Consider the following 18157-nt stretch of genomic DNA (forward strand, 5'->3'; position numbering starts at 1 on the left):
TATTCGGGGACTGGCTCCTCGCGGGCCGAAGGGCCCGTGAGGTGCCAGTCTCCGGTACGCATCAGTCGCCGGCTGGTGTCAGCCGGCCGGGTTCAGGCTGATACTTCCCCAGCTCGATCTTGGCGATGGCGTTGCGATGGACTTCATCCGGCCCATCGGCCAGCCGCAACGTGCGGTTGGCGGCCCACTGGTAAGCCAGCGGGAATTCGCCCGACACGCCGGCCGCGCCATGCGCCTGGATAGCCCAGTCCAGCACCTGCTGCGCCACGTTCGGTGCCAGCACCTTGATCATTGCGATCTCCGCCTGCGCGACCTTGTTGCCGACGGTGTCCATCATGTACGCGGCCTTGAGCGTGAGGAGACGCGCCGTGTCGATCTGGATGCGGGCTTGCGCGATGCGTTCACGCCAGACACCTTGCTCCGACAGCCGCTTGCCGAACGCCACTCGCTCGTTCAGGCGACGGCACATCAGCTCCAGCGCCCGTTCGGCCACGCCGATGGCGCGCATGCAGTGATGGATGCGGCCCGGCCCGAGGCGGCCCTGGGCGATTTCGAAGCCGCGGCCTTCGCCCAGCAGCAGGTTCTGCGCCGGCACCCGCACGTTCTCGAACAGGATCTCGCAGTGGCCGTGCGGCGCGTCGTCGTAGCCGAACACGGGCAGCGGGCGGACGATGGTGATGCCCGGCGCGTCGCTCGGCACGAGGATCATCGACTGCTGCTGGTGGCGCGCGGCCTCGGGGTCCGTCTTGCCCATCACGATGAACAGCTTGCAGCGCGGGTCGCCGGCCCCGGAGATCCACCATTTGTGGCCATTGATGACGTAGTCGTCGCCGGCACCGCTCCGATGATGTTCAATGCGCGTGGCGATATTGGTTGCATCCGACGACGCGACCGCGGGTTCCGTCATCGCGAACGCGGAGCGGATCTCTCCCCGCAGCAGCGGTTCCAGCCAGCGGCGCTTGTGCTCCTCGCTGCCGTAGCGCTCCAGCGTTTCCATATTGCCCGTGTCCGGCGCAGCGCAGTTGAACACTTCCGGCGCCCACGGTACCCGGCCCATGATCTCGCACAGCGGCGCGTAGTCCAGGTTCGACAGGCCTTCCGGCGCGCGCGGGGAGCGGGGCAGGAACAGGTTCCACAGGCCCTGGTCGCGCGCCAGCGGCTTGAGGCGTTCGATCAGCTGCGTCGGCACCCAGCGGTTGCCGTGCGCGCGGCCGTTCTCGTCCACTTCCTCGTGGAAGGCGTTTTCGTTCGGGTAGATATGCTCGTCCATGAAGGCGACGAGCTTTTCCTGCAATGCCTTGCAACGGTCCGAATAGTCGAAGTCCATGCTGTCTCCTCAAGCGATACGTTTGCCCTGGGCATAAGCCCAGCCCAGTTCGGCCATCGGCCGCGCCATCCTGCCCGATTCCAGTGCCTGCGCGCTGGCCGCGGTACCGTCCACGTAGCGCTTCATGATGCCCTGCATGATGCTGGCAAGGCGGAACATGTTGAATGCCAGGTAGAACCCGAAGTCCTTCAGTTCGATCGTGCGGCCGGTGCGCTGCGCATAGCGTTCGATGTACTCCTGCTGCGACGGAATGCCCAGCGCCGCCAGGTCCAGCCCCGCGATGCCGCGAAACTGGCCCGGTTCGATGTGCCAGCTCATGCAGTGATAACTGAAGTCGGCGAACGGATGCCCCAATGTCGACAGCTCCCAGTCCAGTACCGCCAGGATGCACGGCTCGGTGGGGTGGAAGATCATGTTGTCGAGACGGTAGTCGCCGTGCACGATGGACGTCTCGTCGCCGGGCGGGATGTGCGCCGGCAGCCAGGCGATCAGGGCATCCATCGCTTCGATCGTCTCCGTCTGCGAGGCCACGTACTGCTTGCTCCAGCGCTCGATCTGGCGGGCGAAGTAATTCCCCGGCTTGCCGTAGCCGGCCAGCCCGATGGCGGCATAGTCGATCGTGTGCAGCTGGGCGATGACGCGATTCTGTTCGTCGTAGATGGCGGCGCGTTCGCCTGGGGTCATGCCGGGCAGCGACTGATCCCACAGCACGCGGCCTTCGATGAACTCCATCACGTAGAACGCGCGCCCGATCACGCTCTCGTCCAGGCACAGCGCATACTGGCGCGGCGCCGGGAAGCCGGCCCGGTTCAACGCGTCCATGACCTTGTATTCGCGGTCGATGGCGTGAGCGGACGGCAGCAGCTTCGTGGCCGGCGCGGGCTTGGTGCGCAGGACATAGCGCGCATCGCCGATCGCCAGCCTGAACGTGGGGTTCGACTGGCCGCCCTTGAACTGCTCGGCGATCAGTTCGCCGCTGGCAGGATAGCCGTCAACGTGCGTGCGCAACCATGCGTCCAGCGCGGCCGTGTCGAACCGATGGCGTTCCGACACGGGCTTGGTGCCCATGAATTCCTCGAACATGGTGTCTCCTGTTCATTGTTGTCAGAGGATTCTAGCGGTATTTTCAACGGATTGCGAACGAACGTACTTTTATTTTTCGCGGGACAGCCATCTGTTTCCGGCAGCCGCCGGCAAACCGTGTCTGTCCTCGACATTATGTAGAGCGCCTTACTGGACCGGCCTGAACTTCAGATACTGCTCCAACAGCTGCTCCATCGTGGTACTGCGCGTATCCGGATGCAGCGGTGCAGGCGGCGCGTAATTGGAGAAGCGCACTACCCAGTCGTTCGGCGCCGCCCCCACGTCGAGGGCATTGATGCAGCCGGGCGCCTGCGCCAGGTTGCCGAGGAAGAGCCGCTGGCCTGTCAGCGCGTACGACAGGATGGCACGATTGACGCCGCCGTGCAGCACCAGCAGCACCGTATCCCAGCCCGGATCGGCGCGCAGCCGGTCCAGCGCCGGGAAGACGCGGTCCATCAGCTCCGCCACCGATTCGCCGCCCAGGAAGCGCTTGTGCTCCGCCACGACGCCGTCGAACGCCCCCGTGAAGGCATCGTGCAGCGCGTCGTCGGGGATGGCGGACAGCTTGCCGCCGCGGATTTCGACCAACTCGGGCCACACCTCGACGTCGATCGATTGCCCCGTTTGGGCCAGCACCCGCTGCGCCGTCTCGACGGTTCGCGGCAGGCCGGAGACGATGACGCGGTCGAAGCGCAGTCCCTGCGCGGCGAACGCGGCGCCGGCGGCACTGGCCTGGGCCCGTCCCGTTTCGTTCAGCGGCACGGTTTCCGGCAGCACGGGTTTGCCCGCCGCGTCGAAATACGTCACGCTGCCGTGGCGCATCAGGTAGATGCGGCGGCGCGCCGAAGGGGCCATCAGAAGAACACCGCCGTGCGCACGACGATCGTGCCGTTGTTCGTGTACGGCCCCGTGGCGCGTACGCCGCCGCTGTCCGGCTTGCCGTCATCCAGTTTCGCGTCCAGCTGTTCGGAGAACGTGTCGGGCAGGTTATCGAGCCGGATCCCATTGCCGCCCCGGTTGCCCACCACGTCGTTGTAGATGTAGACGGCGCCGCCCTGGGCGCTCGTCATGAAGTCCGTGGTGCCGTTGAAGGAGCCTGTAATGAAGCCCCCCAGCGCCAGGTGCTGCGGCGCCAGCTGGTACTCGGCGATCTGGCCGTCGCCGTTGCCGTTGCCGCTGGCGCCCGGCACGTGCGACGTGGCCTGCGCATCGTCCCCCGGCAGCGCGCGGAACTTGTCCTGGTAGGCGTTGACGGCCGCCTGCAGCGACGTCGATTGCTGGATGACGTTTTTCACCTTGGCGTTGTCGATCAGGCTCTGGCCTTTCAGTACCCCTCCCAGCAGCAGTCCGATGATCACCAGGACGATGGCGATTTCGACAAGGGTGAAGCCGGCCTGGCGGTGCGAGCGGGCGGTGGATGGCAGCATGGGTGTACTCCTGGTTGCAGATAGCGACATCTTACAAGCCCGGCGGCGATTGCGCAGCAGGTTCCGTGCGGCGCGCTTCGCCCTTCATCCTGTCCGGCATCCCTTCCAGCCTGCCTTCCAGGAAACGCAGCTCGTTCGGGTCCGTGACCGCGCCGCTGCCGAGCAGCGCGCCGATGAGGGCGCGCGCGGCTTCGTGCTCGTCCATCTCTTCCAGCACGAAAGCTTCCATCTGGCGCGCCCAGGCCGGGGCATCCGGCGCGCGCAGGCGCAGCTCGCGCGCATAGCGCCGGGCCAGCGGCAGATCGTGCAGCCGGTGCCGCGCGATCAGCGCGGCCTGCGCCATCCACGGCCAGCGCCGCGCCGGGTCGGCGGCGAAATGGCGCTCGACAAAATCGAGCATCGTGCGCACGCGCTCCGGATCCGGCACGGCCGCGTAAACCTCGCTGGCGGCGGCCAGTGGCGCGCGGGCGCGTGGATCGAGCGCCAGGATCCGCTCCAGCCACGCCACCACGCGGCCGTAGTCGAGCGCGCGCAGCGACAGCGCGGCACCGGCCTGGCCGTCATGCGCCGCAAGCGCCAGCATCGACAGCCGGGCCAGCGCCTCCGGCTCGCCCAGGCTGGCCAGGCGCAGCACGGCCAGCGGCGGCGCCGGGGGGAGGGCCGAGGCGAACGGCGCGGGTGCGGGCCGCAACGCGTGCCACGATACCTGCGCGGCGAGCGCCGCCGCCAGGGACAGAAGGACAGCACGGGGAACGGCGCGGGTCGATGCCATCAGAACCGCCGCCGGTGCAGGTCGACCAGGCAGGCGGCCGTCAGCAGTGTCAGGAAGATCGCCGTCTGCGCCAGCACTGCGCCGAGATCCGCCGCAGTGCCGGTCCCGTACAGCAGCCACTCGGCGCGGGCGAAACCGTCCAGCCCTGGCAGCAGGAATGCGATCATGTCCGCCGCCGCGCCGATAAAACGCTGGCCGGCGTCGGGCGTCCGTTGCGTCGCGTCGTGCGCCAACCATTGCAGCACGGCGGCGCTGCGTGCCAGCAGGTAGAAGCCGCCGGTGGCGCACAGTGCCGGCGCCGCATGGCCAAGCCCCAGCGCGCAAAAGGCCGCAAAGACGGCGACGATCCACAGCTCGCACAACAGGCCCGTCGTCCACAGCACCGCCTGCGCAGGCGCGGCAAGGGCACACGTCAGCAGGCCGGCGGGCAGCGCCGCCAGCATCGCCAGCAGCGCAAAGCCTGCCAGGCGGCCCAGCAGCCATGCGCCGCGGCCGGCCGGCAGGGCCAGCAGCATTTCGGCCTGCTTGTCGTGAGCCTCGCGCACGATGCTGGCAACGACATAGACGGCCACGATGGCGGCGCAGGCAAAACGCAGCAGAGCCGCCAGCAGCGCGGCCTGCGTTTCGCGCGTCTCCGTCAGGGCCAGCGCGCCCAGGAACGCGGACAGCGCGAAGCCGCCCGCCGCCAGCGTAACCAGCAGCCACGCGAGGCGCCCGCGCAGTGCTTCGCGCAGCGTGTCGACGGCGACCATGGCGCCGATTCGCAGGCCCGGCGATACCGTCATGGCAGCCGCTGCGCCGCGATCATCCGGTTGAACAGGATGTTCGGCGACAGCCAGACAACCAGGTCGTCGTACGCGCCGCCTGGCGCGCCCGGGTTGTCTGCGCCGTCACGGCTGATGAAGGCGTTGCCGGGACTGGCGATATTGGTTTTCTCGTCGATGTTGCCGCTGCCGGCATCGGCGGCGCGCACGCCAAGTTCGCTGAAGCCGCCATAGCCATTGCGGCCCGCGGACAGGATGACGGCCGGGATGTCGTTCGGCGCCGTGGCGGCCACCAGGTTGCCGCCGGCATCGCGCGTGGCGACGGTGATGTCGCGCGGCGTATTCAGGCGGAAGCGCGCATCGCTGTCGGCGAATTCCGGCGTCACGCTGTAGACGTACAGGTGCCCCCAGCTGTCCAGCTTGGGCATGCCCAGGGTGGCCCAGGGCAGGAAGCCGATGCGGCGCTCGTTGGTGCAGCGTTCGCCGGCGCGGTCTTCCAGGCCGTTCGCGGCCGAGATGGCGGGGCAGGGCAGATAGCCGTTGCGGATGGCGAAACCCGTCAGTGCCTCGCGCGCCTCCGCCATCGCCTTGCGCGTGTCGGCCACGCGGCGCTGTTCCATCTGGGTCGACAAGGGCGTGATCAGGCCGCCGATCAGCAGGCCGACGACGACCAGCACGATCGCCACCTCGACCAGCGTGAAGCCGCCGCTTGCGCTTGCGTTTGAGCTTGAGTTTCGCGTCATCGTGTCACGGCAGCGTGCGCGCCGCCGTCATCCTTTCGTACAGTGTGGCCAGCGGCAGGGCCACCAGCAGGTCGTCGAACTGGCCGCCCGGTGCACGCGGGTCGACGGTGGCCGGCCTTTGGTGGAACACCGTGGTGGCGCTGTCGTTGTCGATTTCGTCGAGATTGTTCGCCGCGCCGTTGGCCTGGGGCAGGCCGGCCACGCTGGTGCCGAGATTGGCGCGGCCCTGCGAATACACGACGGCGGGGGCGCACGGCGCCGACTGCACGCACGGCTCCTGACCCACCAGGTAGCGCGGCGCGCCGCTGCCGTCGCGCGTCAGCACCTGCTTCGTCCCGATTGCCGACATGCGCTGGATCGGCGCGCGCGTGTACAGCGGGGTCACGCTGTAGCGCAGCCGCTTGCCCCAGCTGTCCTCGCCGGATACGCCCAGCGTGACCCAGGGCAGGAAGCCGCTGCAGGCAGCTTCGTCCGCGCACGGCTCGTCGCTTTCGCGGCCGTCCGTCGCCGAGATGGCGGGACGCGGCAGGCGCCCGTGCAATGCCGCATAGCCGATCAGCGCGTCCGTGGCCTGCGTCAGCCGCGCCAGGGTGCGCGCCTCACGCAGCCGTTCGACATCGGTGCGACCGAAGGCTCCGATCAGCACTGCGGCAAATCCGATGCTGGCGACCGCCAGCAGCAGGAGGAGGGCTGCCCCACGCTGGCTGCGTGGGTAAGCAAATGCCCCACGCCGGCCGCGCGGGCACGCAAGGCCCTGGCGCTGGCCACACGGCCAGCCGGATCCGCTAGCGTGACTGCTGCGCATCCAGCACCGTCCCGCTGTTGGGATCGTAGCTCTGTCCCGGTTTGAGCAGCACGCGCCGCCCGCCCACGTCCACGGGCACGCGGACGGCAGTGCTGCCCCGCACCATCGTGTCGCGCGCTTCGTTGTCGACCCAGATCGTGGCCCGGCCGTCGTGCCGGCGGACCACGCCATTCAGGCGCACGGGCGCCGCCGGCGGTGGCGGCGCTGGCGCGGGGGTGGCTTCTCCCGGCTGGCCCGGCATGCCGCCGACCGACGCGCCGGCCGCCGGGCCGGGCTGGCCGGGCATGGCTGCCGTACCCGCCGGTTGGGCGGCCATCGTACTGCGCTGCTGGTCGAGCGCCATGCGTTCGCCAGGCGTCGTAAACAGCCGTCCCAGCGTGGTAAACGTCGTCTGCGCCGCGGCCGGCTGCAGCAGCGCAGGGCCCGCGCAGAAGCAGGCAATAGCAAGGGCAAGGAAGCGGCGCATCAGATACCGCCCTGATGCCGCGGCGCGGCCGGTGTCGTCAGCGTCAGCCAGTTCAGCGTGCAGTCGGCAGTCAGTGCCGGCGCCAGCGCGGTATTGCCCGCAGTGGTGGCGCGCTTGATGCTGCAGTCCTGTACGGTGAACACGCCGCGCTGGCGCAGGTCGACGAGGAAGTTGATCAGATCGAGCTCGTGCAGCAGGTCCATGTGGACCTGCATGCGGCTGCCGCGCAGCTGGTATTCGCCCGTCGCCACGGGGCCGGTCAGCTTGTACGTCTGCTGCGGCTCGATCTGGTATGTCAGCGGCAGCAGCTTGCGTCCCTCCTGGATCTGGCGGATCGCCTCGACCCAGTCGAGGCGATTCTCGGTGCCGACGAAACCGCGCCGGCGCAGTTCGACGTACAGCGGCTGGTAGGTGCGGATGTCCTGCTTCTCCGCTTCCACGTGCACGAAACGCTGGCGCTCGGCATCGCGTGCGCCCTGCGCCTGCAGCTCATGCTGGCGTGCCCCGTACAGCTTCCAGTAACTGGTGACGACGGCCCCGATGGTGACGATGGCCGTCACCGCGAAGGTGATGGCGGCGGGCCGGATCAGCGCGAAGTAGCGCACCCAGTAGGGCAGAGGCACGCGGGCGCCGGCTCGGGCGGCCGGGGTGGCGGGGGCGGCAGGGCTCATGGCGTCCATACGAGATCGAGAGTGAATCTGGTGCGGTCCTCGCCGCTGTTGGCGACGCCCACGCTGCCGCTCAGTTTCACGTTGGAGCGGATGTCGAACGGCAGCTGGGCAATTTCCACCGTCATGTGCGGCGTGCGCGCCAGCTGCTGGGCAAAGGCGTTCATGCTTTCCAGGACATTGCGGTAGTTGTCCTGCCCGGCCAGCACCTCGGCCTGCAGCCGCAGCGTCTGTGGTGGCGCCTTGGGAATGCCGAGCGCCAGCGACGACACGGGCGCAGCCAGCGTCGGCGATCCGGACATCGTGCCCGGCACCGTCCCCGTGGCGGCCTCGGTCGGCGCGCCCGGGACCGTGGCGCGCCATTCCAGCTGCGTCAGGCGGATCTGCGGCGAGCGTTCCAGCACCTCGCTGACCGTCGCCAGCATGTGCAAAGGCCACGGACCCTGCTGGGCCACCATGCGGTCGATCTGAACGGCCGCCTTCATGTTGGCGGTTCTGGCGACGGCCGGCGGCATGCTCGACATGCTGTTACGATAGGCCGCCAGGTAATGTGCCCGTTCCGATTGCAGGCCGCTGGCGTTGCCCTGGGCGATGCTGTAGCCGACCAGGTTGGCCACCGTCCAGGCCAGGCACATCGTCGCCAGCACGGCGCTGGACGCGTACAGCGACAGCCGCATGCGCCACAGCCGGTAGAACGTGTCCTTGCCGTCGAGCGGGTAATGGCTGTCCGGTGTGGTGCGGCCCAGCACATGCAGCAGCAGTTCGTCGGCCAGCACGGGTGCGTGCGCCACGTTCAACGCGCGCGCAGCCGTGCCGATGTCGAGCACACGGTACGTCGTGGTCGGGCCGTCCTCGCAGCGCTGCGCCAGTTCGTCCACCGCGTCCGCCGGCACCAGCACCGTCACGTGCAGCATGTCGTCCCGTTCCAGCAAGCGCACGCTGGTCAGGAACAGCTGCGTCCTGCGCGTCTCCGGCGCGATCGTATCGGCCACGTCGCCATCCTCGCCCGGCTGGACGAGCCGCGAGAATTTCAGCTCGCCGCCCTGCAGGTAGGTCTGGCGCAGGCCGCCCGACTGCAGGGTCACGAGCAGTTGGTGGTGCGGGCGCGGCGCATCGCCGCCGCGCTCATCGATGTGTTCCAGCAGCGCGCACGACAGCAGCGTGGCCGAGTAGATGCCCGCCAGCGGCGTCTGCACCAGCGTCATCGCATCCACCCAGGGCGCCAGGATGGCCGGATTGGTCAGCGCCGTGAACAGTACGATGTCGTCGCGCCGGCCCGCCTCGGCGCGGCCCTGCACGATCGCCGCGCGGTAGCCCGTGTCGCGGTATTGCTGGGCGAGCCGGCGTGCCCGCAGCTTGCGCCCGGCGCGTCCGCCCACGTGCGGCAGCAGGTGGCGCGTGAAGTCCTCCTCGATCAGGTCCGCGACGAGATAGGCCGGACGGGCGCCGTGTTGCTCCAGATAGCCGAGAAAATCGTCGACGCCGGTCCGGGTGGGAGGGAACACGGCGGCGTGCGACAGCGCGCCGCCGTGCCACTGCCAGGCCTGCAGTCCCTCGCTGGTGAGATAAAAGAGCTGTTTCGGCAGCATGTCAGATCCTGATCGCGCTGATCGTATCGTAGATGGGGCCCAGCACGGACAGCATGATCCAGCCCAGCAGCAGCCCCAGGACCACCGTCATGGCCGGCTCGATCATGGCCTGCACACGTTCGATCTGCTCGCGCACCTCGCGATTATAGAAATAGGCGACGTTGCGCAGCGCGCCGTCCAGAGCGCCCGTCGCTTCGCCCACTTTGAGCATGCGCACCACCAGCGGCGGGAAGATGCCCGTCGTGGCGAAGGCCGCTGTGACGCTGTGGCCCTCCGAGATCAGCTGCGCCGCGCGGCGCAGCGCCGCCGCCACGACGCGGTTGCCGACGATGCCCTCGGAGAGCCGGATGCAGTCGAGGATCGTGATGCCGGAAGCGTACATCAGTGCGAAGAACGTGGCAAAGCGGGCCAGGATGATCTTGTGCAGCACGGGGCCTACGGGCCAGGCACGCAGCTTGATCCGATCGAACGAGAACGCGGCGCGTTCGCTGCGCCCGAGCCACCAGCGGGCGCCGAACCAGACGGCGAATGGCAGCGCAAGCAGCACGAACCACCAGTCGATGAACACGTTCGAGACGGCGATCAGCACTTTCGTGTGCAGCGGCAGTTCGCGCCCCATGTTGCCGATGAAGTTCGTCAGCTGGGGCACCAGGTAGATCATCAGGAAGAACGTCACGGCCGTGACGACGACCAGCACCACGGCCGGGTAGGTGACGATCTTTTTGGTCTGCGCCGCCAGTTCGTCCTGCCAGCGCAGGCCGCTGGCCAGGTCGCGGAACACTTCGTTGACCTTGCCGCTTTCCTCGCCGGCCTTGACGAGGCTCGTGAACGTGGGGTCGAACACGTCGGGATGGCCCGCCAGCGCATCGGACAGTTGCAGGCCGCCCTCGATCTTCTCGATCAGGTCCGTGACGATCTCGCGAAAGCGCAGATGGTCCATGCTGTCGCGCAGGTCGTTCAGCGCGTCCAGGATCGGCACGCCCGCGCTGGACATCTGCTCCATGTGGAAGCAGAAGTTGATCAGTTCGCGCCGGCTGATGGCGCGCCGGCCGATGGCACCGAGCGGCACCTTGCGCTGGCGTGTCTGGCGGAAGTCGATCAGGTCCAGGTCCATGCGCGACAGGCGCATTTCCAGGTCCGGCAGGTTGAGTGCCTCCATGTCGCCAGGGACGATTTCGCCCGTGGGCGTCATGGCGCGGTAGATAAACTTCGGCATGTCAGGCCAGCCTGTCGGTCAGGTCGACGACGCGCGAGACCTCGTCCAGCGTGGTCGCGCCTTCCAGCACGCGGCGCATGCCGTCGTCCACCAGCGAACGGAAGCCGCTGGCCGCCGCCGCCGCGCGCAGCTCGCGCACCGAGGCGCGGCGCGCCACCAGTTCATCGAGCTCAGCGTTCATCTTCAGCAATTCCATGATGGCCAGGCGCCCTTTGTAGCCTTGATGCGCGCAGCGCTCGCAGCCCACGGCGCGATAGATCACCGCCTTTTCGCCCTCCGCCTCAAGCCCCAGCAGGCGCCGCTCCAGCGCGTCGGCCGTGAACGGCGCGCGGCAATGCACGCACAGGCGCCGTACCAGCCGTTGCGCGATGATGCCGATGATGTTCCCGGCCAGGACGTCGGCCACCACGCCGATGTCCAGCAGCCGCGAAACCGAACCGACGGCGGAATTGGTGTGCAGGGTCGAATACACCTGGTGGCCCGTCATCGCGGCGGCCAGCGCCATGTCCGCCGTCTCCTTGTCGCGGATCTCGCCGACCAGGATCACATCCGGGTCCTGGCGCAGGATCGAGCGGATGCCGTCGGCAAAGCCCAGCTTCGTCGATTCGTTGACGGAGGTCTGGCGGATCATGCTCATCGGGTATTCGACGGGATCCTCCAGCGTCATGATGTTGACCGCTTCCGTATTGATGTGGTTCAGGATCGAATACAGCGTGGTCGTCTTGCCGGAGCCGGTCGGGCCGGTGACGAGAATCAGCCCGTCGGGCCGGGCGATCATCAGCTTCAAGAGGTCCAGTTCGCGCTCGGCCAGGCCCAGGCCGTCGAGCGGCACGAGTCCTTTCTGGCGGTCCAGCACGCGCAGCACGAAGTTCTCGCCATGCGTGGTGGGCTGGGCGCTGGCGCGGAAATCGATCTGCCGGCCGGAGAACTTGATGGCAATGCGGCCGTCCTGCGGGGCGCGCGTCTCCGCGATGTTCATGTTGCTGATCACCTTCAGGCGCACAGCCATCGCCGGCCAGTAGGATTTGTGCAGGCTGCGGATCTGGCGCAGGATGCCGTCGATGCGGTAGCGGATGCGCAGGAAGCTGTGCTCCGGCTCGAAGTGGATGTCGGAGGCGCCGTTCTGCACGGCGTCCGCCAGCAGCGCGTCGATCAGCCGCACCATCGGGTGGCTGTATTCGTCCGACGTACCCTGGTACGACACCTCGCCCGTCTCGATCTCGTGCAGGATGCCGTCGATCGACAGCTCGAAGCCGTAATACTGGTCGATCGCCTTGACGATGTCCGATTCATTGACCAGCAGCGGCGTGATCGTGATGCCCTTGACCAGCATGGCGTGGATCTGGTCCAGCGCGACGATATTGCTGGTGTTGGACATCGCCAGCACGAGGTTGTCCGTATCGCGCTCGTAGACGATGGGGAAGACGCTGTAGCGCTTCGCCACGTCCTTCGGAATGAGCTGTAACGCGATGGCATCGACGACCAGGCTGTTCAGGTCGGCCGACTGCGTATTCAGGTTTTCCGACAGCGCTTCGCGCACCGTGGCTTCGGTGACGAAGCCCAGCGTGATGAGCAGGCGCCCAAGCGGTTCGTTGCCGCGTTTCTGCTCGATCAGCGCGATGCGCAGCTGGTCTTCGCTGATGACGCCTTTTTCGATCAGCAGTTTGCCGAGCGGGAGTTTTACGGGTTCTGCCATGTAGTCGTGTTCAGTTGCCCCGGTCCGGCCAGGCGGCGGCCGGCGCCGCCACCGCGGACGATGTGGACGGTGAGGGCGCAGGCGCGGCGGCGTCGCGCAGCTCGCGCACGCGCCGCTGCACGGCCGCGCGGTCGAAGCCGGCAGGTCCCGTGGCCGCCAGCGCCTGCTGGTAATACGTGACGGCGAGCTTGCCCTGGTTGAGGCGGTCCAGCCCGACCGCCAGGTTGAACGCATAGTCCGCATTGCCCGGCGCGGCCGTATAGGCGCGGAAATAGGCCTGCTGCGCCTCGGGCCAGCGGTTCTGCCGCGCGTACAAGTTACCCAGCGCGAACAGCACGGGCGCCGCGTCGGGGCGGCTTTTCAGCACGTTGCGCAACTGCGCTTCGCTGCGCGCCAGGTCGCCTGGCCGCAGCGCCACCAGGGCGGCCAGTGCATCCGGGTCGGCCGGATCGAGCTCCAGCAGCCGGGCATAGGCGGCCGCGGCCGCGACACCGCGGCTTTCACGCTGGGCGACGGCGGCGCTGCCCAGCAGCGCGTCGCGGTTGTTCGGGTCCTGGCGCAGGGCGTTGTCGTATTCCCGGCGCGCCGTTGCGTAATCGCCCGCCACGAACGCGGCATAGGCGGCGCTCACGGCGGGGGCGATGGCAGGACTGCTGCCGCGGGCGATGTGCACTTCGCCGCCAGCCGTTCCCCCGGACGGCGGCGCATACGCCGGAGGGGGGCGGGGGGCAGCACCGTTGCCGTTACCGCCGCCGGCGGCGTCGGGCGGCGCGAAGCCGCCCGCCGCGGCGCGCGCGCGTTCCTCGCGCATCATGCGTTCGGCTTCGTCCGGCTGGCCGGCACGCTGCAGCGCGGGATCGTCGGTCATGTAGCGCTGCTGCTGCGGCGGCGCTTCGGCGGGGGGCGCGGTAGCGGCCTGGGCTGGTACACCGGGGACAGCCGGCATCGAGGAAGGCGCGGTGAAAGGCGCGCCCCCTGCGGGCATCTCGCCGGCAGGCGGCGCCGTCGCGCCCGCCATGTCGCTGCCGGCAGTGGCCGGCGCAATGGGCGTGCCGGAACCGAACGGCGGCCCGGCTGGCGGGACGGCGATGCCCGTCGCACCCGTGGCGCTCGGGGGCGGCATGGGCACCATCGGCAACGCGGCGCCGGGGCCGGGCGCGGTGGTGGCGCGCCAGTAGACATAGCCAAACGTGGCGAGGATCACAAGCGCGATGCCGGACAGGCCGGCCACGCGCATCCGGGCCATGTCCATCCCCGGCGTTTCGGCCGCTGCGGCCCGTGCCCTTGCGGCCGCGCCGGCACGGGCCGCAGCCGCTTCCGGCCGCGCCGCGCCGGCCATTGGCGCCTTCGGCCGCGCCTCGGGCGGCGTGGCGCCTGTCCGGCCCGGTCCGGCCGGCGCACGGTTGCGCGCCGGTTCGTGGCGCGCCTGCGGCGGCACGGGATCGTGCACCGCCTCGGTGGCCGGTTCCAGCGGGATGGTCGGTTCGATATGGCCGCGCGTCCTGAGCGGTGCGGCGGCGGGTGCGGGCGGTGGCGGAGCCGGCTCCAGCGCCGGCTCCAGCCTGAGTTCCTGGCCGGCTTCCGGCAGCGGCTCGCGCCGTGGCCCGGACGCCGGCACCGCCGCATTGCCGGACGGTTCCGACGGCTGCAGCGGCTCCAGGCTCAGCTCTGCCAGTCCCGGCGACGGGCGCGGCGCGGGCTCGACGGCGGGAGCGGACACCGCGGCATCCGGCAAGCCGGGCGCCGGCCCGTCCGCGCGCGGCTCGAGGCCCCAGTCGTCCGGGGCGGCGGGTTCTTCCGGCAGGCCGTTCTGGCGCGCCCGTTCCGCTTTCTTCAATGCCTGCATCAGTAAGCTCATGGCTGTCCCTTGGCTGCCGGCGTACCGCCCGGCATGCTGTAAGGCTGCTGGTTCAGCGGGTCCTTGCCCGGCAGCAGATAGCGCAGGTCGCGGTAGTCGCCTTCCATGCTGGCGTCCTTGACGACGACGGCGCGCAGGAAGATCACCAGCTCCGTCTTGGCCGTGCCTTCGTTACGGTAGGCAAACAGGTCGCCCAGCACGGGAATGCGCGACACCAGCGGCACGCCGTCCTTGCGGTTGTCGACGGAATCCTGCATCAGGCCGCCCATGACGGCTGTCTGCCCGCTGAACAGCTTCATCACCGATTCGACCTCGCGCGCCTGGATCACGGGCACCTGGCTGACGACGTTCTGGCGCGCCAGTTCCGGATTCGGATCCTGCACATAGCTGACGATGCGGGTGATGGTGGGGCGCACGTTGATCGTGACCTCGTCATCTTCCGAGATCTGCGGCGTGACGCTCATGACAAAGCCCACCGGCACCGTCTCCACGCGCGACTCGTAGGTCGCCTGCGCGGCAATGCCGCCGGACGAGTTCTGGACGGCCGGCGTCACCTTCAGGGTAAAGAAGACGTTGTTGTCGACCACCTTGAGCAGCGCTGTCTGGTTGTTCAGCACGCTGATCTTCGGGCTCGACAGCACCTGCACCTTGCCGAACGACTCGAGCAGCTGGACAGCCGCCCGGACATTGCCGAGACCGCTGAGCGGGTTGGCATAGTTAAACGTGAACACGCCCGGCGTCGACGTGATGGGCGTGCCTGATGGCATGTTCGGCGTGTCGACGCGGCCTTGCCCCAGCGTCGACATGCCATTGGAAGAGACGCGCGACCAGTTGATGCCCTGCTGGTACTGGTCCGACAGCTTCACTTCCAGGATCGTCGCCTCGATCATCACCTGCCGCTTCGCGGCAGACTGGATGATGTCGAGGAACTCGCGCACTTTTTCATGCTGCCGGCCCGTCGCCCGGACGGCCACCAGCCCGCTCTCGGCATTGACGATGACGGACGGCGCGTTGCGCTGGGCCGCGCGGGCCGTCTGCGCCGCACTGGCCTGGGCACCGGGGAACGCCGTTTCCGGCGCCTGGCCCGTCGCGCCTGCGGCTGGCGTGAATGCGCCCTGGTAGCCGCCCTGGTAGCCGCCCTGGCCCGGCTGCCCGCCCTGCGGACCGGGCTGACCGGGCTGACCGGGTTGGCCCGGGATGCCCTGCGCCGCCTGCGTGACGGCATTGGCCTGCTCGCGCAGCTGCGCCAGCGGGTCCGTCAGCGGATCGTTCAGATTGGTAGGGCGCAGCATGTCGCGGATGTTCTTCTCGAGGCTGTACCAGAAGTTGTTGTCGGCCCGGTTCGACACGGCCGTCGTCGAATTGTTGTTGGCGCCGGACGACAGGCTGGTGCCGGCGCTGCCAATCGTGCCTTGCCCAGTGTTCGAGCCGGTCGTGCTGGTGCTGCTGTTGGCGCTGGAACCGCCCGTCGTCGAGATCTGCGTGGCGATGTTGACGCTGCTGTTGGTGCTGCGGGCGATATTGACGTAGTCGATGCGGTAGTTGCGCCAGTGCGGCTGGTCCGGCAGGACCAGCAAGGTGCCGCCCTGGATTTCGTAGCGCATGTCCACCTGGCGCGAGATCCGGTCGAGCAACTGCGGCAGCGTCTGGTCCAGCGCGTTCAGCGTGACGGTGCCTTCGATCGACGGGTGGATGTCCACGTTCAGGCCGGCATCGCGGGCCAGCGCGAACAGCACGGATTCGACGGCTACCTTGTGCACTGTGACGCTGTAGGTTTCCACCCGTGCGCCGGCGCGCGGCGGCGGCAGCGCCGGGCTGGCCTGCACCGGTTCGGGAATGGCGCCGGCCGGCCGGGGCGCCTCGGTGACGTGGGCCGGCGAGAGCGGCAGCTTCGGTGCAGCGCACCCTCCCAGGAGGGAGCAGAGCAGGGTTGCCGCGACTTTATTCATGGGATGCCGACAGGGGTTGTTTTGCTGGGTTAGCAAGGATCATCGTATAAATCCGGTCAAACTTCAATTGTGTTCGGGGCAGTGCCGCGGCTGGCGGGGCCGCCTTGCCTGGCTGCTGCTGCCGCGTCAGCATGTCCGGCAGTTGCGTTGCGGCCCATACCGCCAGCGCCAGCAGGCCCGCCGCGCCCGCGGCCACGGCCAGCCAGCCGTGCCGGCGCGGCAGCGGCCGGAACGGCGTCTCGGCAACCGCCTGGCGAGCGTGGCGCGCCGTGACCGCGACGGCATCCTCGGCATAGGCGGCCATCAGCGCCTTGTCGGCCAAAATATTGATGCGGCGGACAATGCCGCCGGACGTGCGCGCGATCAGCCGCACGGCGGCCGGGCTGAACAGCGGACCGCCCGTGTAGCCGGCCGCGCGCAGCCGGAACTGCAGGAACGCGGGAATCAGCTTCGGTGGCAGCGGCGGCACGAAAAAGCTGTGCGTGATGCGCTCGGCCAGCTGGCGCATGCGTGGCAGGGCCAGGTGCTCGTCCAGTTCGGGCTGGCCGAACAGCACGATCTGCAGCAGCTTGTACTGTGCCGTTTCCAGGTTCGTCAGCAGGCGCACGGCTTCCAGCGTCGCCAAAGGCATCGCCTGCGCTTCCTCGACCAGCAGGACGACCTGGCGGCCTGCCGCATGGCGCGCGATCAGTTCGCCGTTCAGCTGGCGCAGCACCTCGTCCGGGCGCCAGCCGCGCGCGTCCAGGCCCAGCTCGGCGGCAATGGCATACAGCACGTCGTCCGGCCCCAGGCTGGGGTTGACGAGGTAAATGGCGTCGATATGGGGCGGCAGCTGGCTTTCCAGCATGCGGCACAGCATGGTCTTGCCGCTGCCCACTTCGCCCGTCACCTTGACGATGCCTTCGCCATGCATGACGGCATACCGCAGCGCGGCCAGCATGTCGCCGCGCTCGTGGCCGCCGTAGAAAAACGCCGGGTTCGGCGTGATCGAAAACGGCGCCTGGCGCAGGCCGAAGTGCTGCAGATACAAATCGCTCATGACGGCAGCCCCATGGCACTCGCGCCGATGGCGCGCAGGAAGGCCGTTTCCAGCGTATCCGTGCCGTACCGGGCCCGGCAGGCCGCCGGGCTGCCGTCGAAGCGCACCGCGCCGTCGTGCAGGATGGCGATGCGGTCGCACGTCTCGTCGATGTCGGCCAGCGCGTGCGACGTCATCAACACGGCCGAGCCTGCATCGCCGCGCCGGCGCAGCGCCGCCTTGAACAGTGCACGCGCGTGCGGGTCGAGCCCGCTGGCGGGCTCGTCCAGTACATAGAGCGGCTTGTCCAGCAGCAGGCAGGCCGCCAGGCCCAGTTTCTGTGTCATTCCCTTGGAATACTGCCGCACGCTGCGCTTCAGCGCCGCCGGTTCCAGCTGCAAGGTGTCCAGCATGCCGGCGCACGATGCGTCATCGCGGCGCTGGCCGTGCAGTGCCAATGTATAACGGAGAAATTCGCCGCCCGTCATGTAAGCCGGCGGCAGGAAACGTTCCGGCAGGTAGGCCAGCGGCGCGCGCGCGGCGGGCCGGCGGTGATCGACCCCGAAGATGGCGATGCTGCCGCCGTCCAGCGGCACGAAGTCCAGCAGGCACTTGATCAGCGTTGTCTTGCCGGCCCCGTTGACGCCTGCCAGCCCCACGCACTCGCCCGCCCCCACGGCCAGCGACACGCCGTCCAGCACGGGGCGGCCGCGACGGGCGGCAGCGTGTCCGGTGACGGCGGTAAAGCGCAAAGCGGGTTCAAGCATGTCCACAAT

General features: G+C 68.8%; 17 protein-coding genes. All 17 read right to left on the bottom strand.

The features are described 5' to 3' along the window. Positions 1 to 61: 61 nt before the first annotated feature. On the bottom strand, positions 62 to 1327 hold the full coding sequence (locus E1742_RS01385; RefSeq protein WP_134383050.1) for an acyl-CoA dehydrogenase family protein: 1266 nt from the start codon (positions 1325 to 1327) through the stop codon (positions 62 to 64). 9 nt (positions 1328 to 1336) lie between these two features. Further along, complete coding sequence (locus tag E1742_RS01390; protein ID WP_134383052.1) at positions 1337 to 2410, bottom strand: phosphotransferase; 1074 nt, start codon at positions 2408 to 2410, stop codon at positions 1337 to 1339. A 147-nt stretch (positions 2411 to 2557) separates the two neighbouring features. Next, positions 2558 to 3265: a histidine phosphatase family protein gene (locus E1742_RS01395; RefSeq protein WP_229466417.1), complete on the bottom strand. Its 708-nt coding sequence runs from the start codon at positions 3263 to 3265 to the stop codon at positions 2558 to 2560. After that, positions 3265 to 3837 carry a prepilin-type N-terminal cleavage/methylation domain-containing protein gene (locus E1742_RS01400; protein ID WP_134383054.1) on the bottom strand — a complete coding sequence of 191 codons (573 nt, stop codon included), beginning with the start codon at positions 3835 to 3837 and terminating at the stop codon, positions 3265 to 3267. Before E1742_RS01400 ends, E1742_RS01395 begins: the two co-directional genes overlap by 1 nt. A gap of 31 nt (positions 3838 to 3868) precedes the next feature. Further along, positions 3869 to 4609, bottom strand: a complete 741-nt coding sequence (locus E1742_RS01405; RefSeq protein ID WP_229466419.1) for a hypothetical protein — start codon at positions 4607 to 4609, stop codon at positions 3869 to 3871. After that, entirely contained in the window at positions 4609 to 5394 is a 786-nt protein-coding gene (locus tag E1742_RS01410; protein WP_134383056.1) for an ABC transporter permease, read from the bottom strand. Before E1742_RS01410 ends, E1742_RS01405 begins: the two co-directional genes overlap by 1 nt. Next, positions 5391 to 6116, bottom strand: coding sequence for a prepilin-type N-terminal cleavage/methylation domain-containing protein (locus tag E1742_RS01415; protein WP_134383058.1), 726 nt, complete (start codon positions 6114 to 6116; stop codon positions 5391 to 5393). The genes E1742_RS01410 and E1742_RS01415 overlap by 4 nt, the downstream gene beginning before the upstream one ends. 4 nt (positions 6117 to 6120) lie before the next feature. Next, entirely contained in the window at positions 6121 to 6762 is a 642-nt protein-coding gene (locus tag E1742_RS01420) for a hypothetical protein (protein ID WP_229466421.1), read from the bottom strand. 139 nt (positions 6763 to 6901) lie between these two features. Beyond that, on the bottom strand, positions 6902 to 7387 hold the full coding sequence (locus E1742_RS01425) for a hypothetical protein (RefSeq protein ID WP_134383060.1): 486 nt from the start codon (positions 7385 to 7387) through the stop codon (positions 6902 to 6904). After that, positions 7387 to 8067 (bottom strand): hypothetical protein, encoded by a 681-nt coding sequence (locus tag E1742_RS01430; protein ID WP_134383062.1) that lies wholly within the window; start codon positions 8065 to 8067, stop codon positions 7387 to 7389. The genes E1742_RS01425 and E1742_RS01430 overlap by 1 nt, the downstream gene beginning before the upstream one ends. Next, complete coding sequence (locus E1742_RS01435) at positions 8055 to 9644, bottom strand: hypothetical protein (protein ID WP_229466423.1); 1590 nt, start codon at positions 9642 to 9644, stop codon at positions 8055 to 8057. The genes E1742_RS01430 and E1742_RS01435 overlap by 13 nt, the downstream gene beginning before the upstream one ends. A 1-nt stretch (position 9645) precedes the next feature. Further along, a complete protein-coding gene (locus E1742_RS01440; RefSeq protein WP_134383064.1) occupies positions 9646 to 10860 on the bottom strand; it encodes a type II secretion system F family protein in 1215 nt (404 codons plus the stop codon). 1 nt (position 10861) lies between these two features. Further along, entirely contained in the window at positions 10862 to 12556 is a 1695-nt protein-coding gene (locus E1742_RS01445) for a GspE/PulE family protein (RefSeq protein ID WP_134383066.1), read from the bottom strand. Between the two features lie 10 nt (positions 12557 to 12566). Then, entirely contained in the window at positions 12567 to 14414 is a 1848-nt protein-coding gene (locus tag E1742_RS01450; protein WP_134383068.1) for a tetratricopeptide repeat protein, read from the bottom strand. Continuing rightward, positions 14411 to 16363 (bottom strand): pilus (MSHA type) biogenesis protein MshL, encoded by a 1953-nt coding sequence (gene mshL / locus E1742_RS01455; protein ID WP_134383070.1) that lies wholly within the window; start codon positions 16361 to 16363, stop codon positions 14411 to 14413. Before mshL ends, E1742_RS01450 begins: the two co-directional genes overlap by 4 nt. Then, on the bottom strand, positions 16356 to 17402 hold the full coding sequence (locus E1742_RS01460; RefSeq protein ID WP_229466425.1) for an ExeA family protein: 1047 nt from the start codon (positions 17400 to 17402) through the stop codon (positions 16356 to 16358). The genes mshL and E1742_RS01460 overlap by 8 nt, the downstream gene beginning before the upstream one ends. Beyond that, a complete protein-coding gene (locus E1742_RS01465) occupies positions 17399 to 18148 on the bottom strand; it encodes an ABC transporter ATP-binding protein (protein WP_134383072.1) in 750 nt (249 codons plus the stop codon). Before E1742_RS01465 ends, E1742_RS01460 begins: the two co-directional genes overlap by 4 nt. Positions 18149 to 18157 lie beyond the last annotated feature (9 nt).

The sequence above is a fragment of the Pseudoduganella plicata genome, assembly GCF_004421005.1.
GTDB classification, from domain to species: domain Bacteria; phylum Pseudomonadota; class Gammaproteobacteria; order Burkholderiales; family Burkholderiaceae_D; genus Rugamonas; species Rugamonas plicata.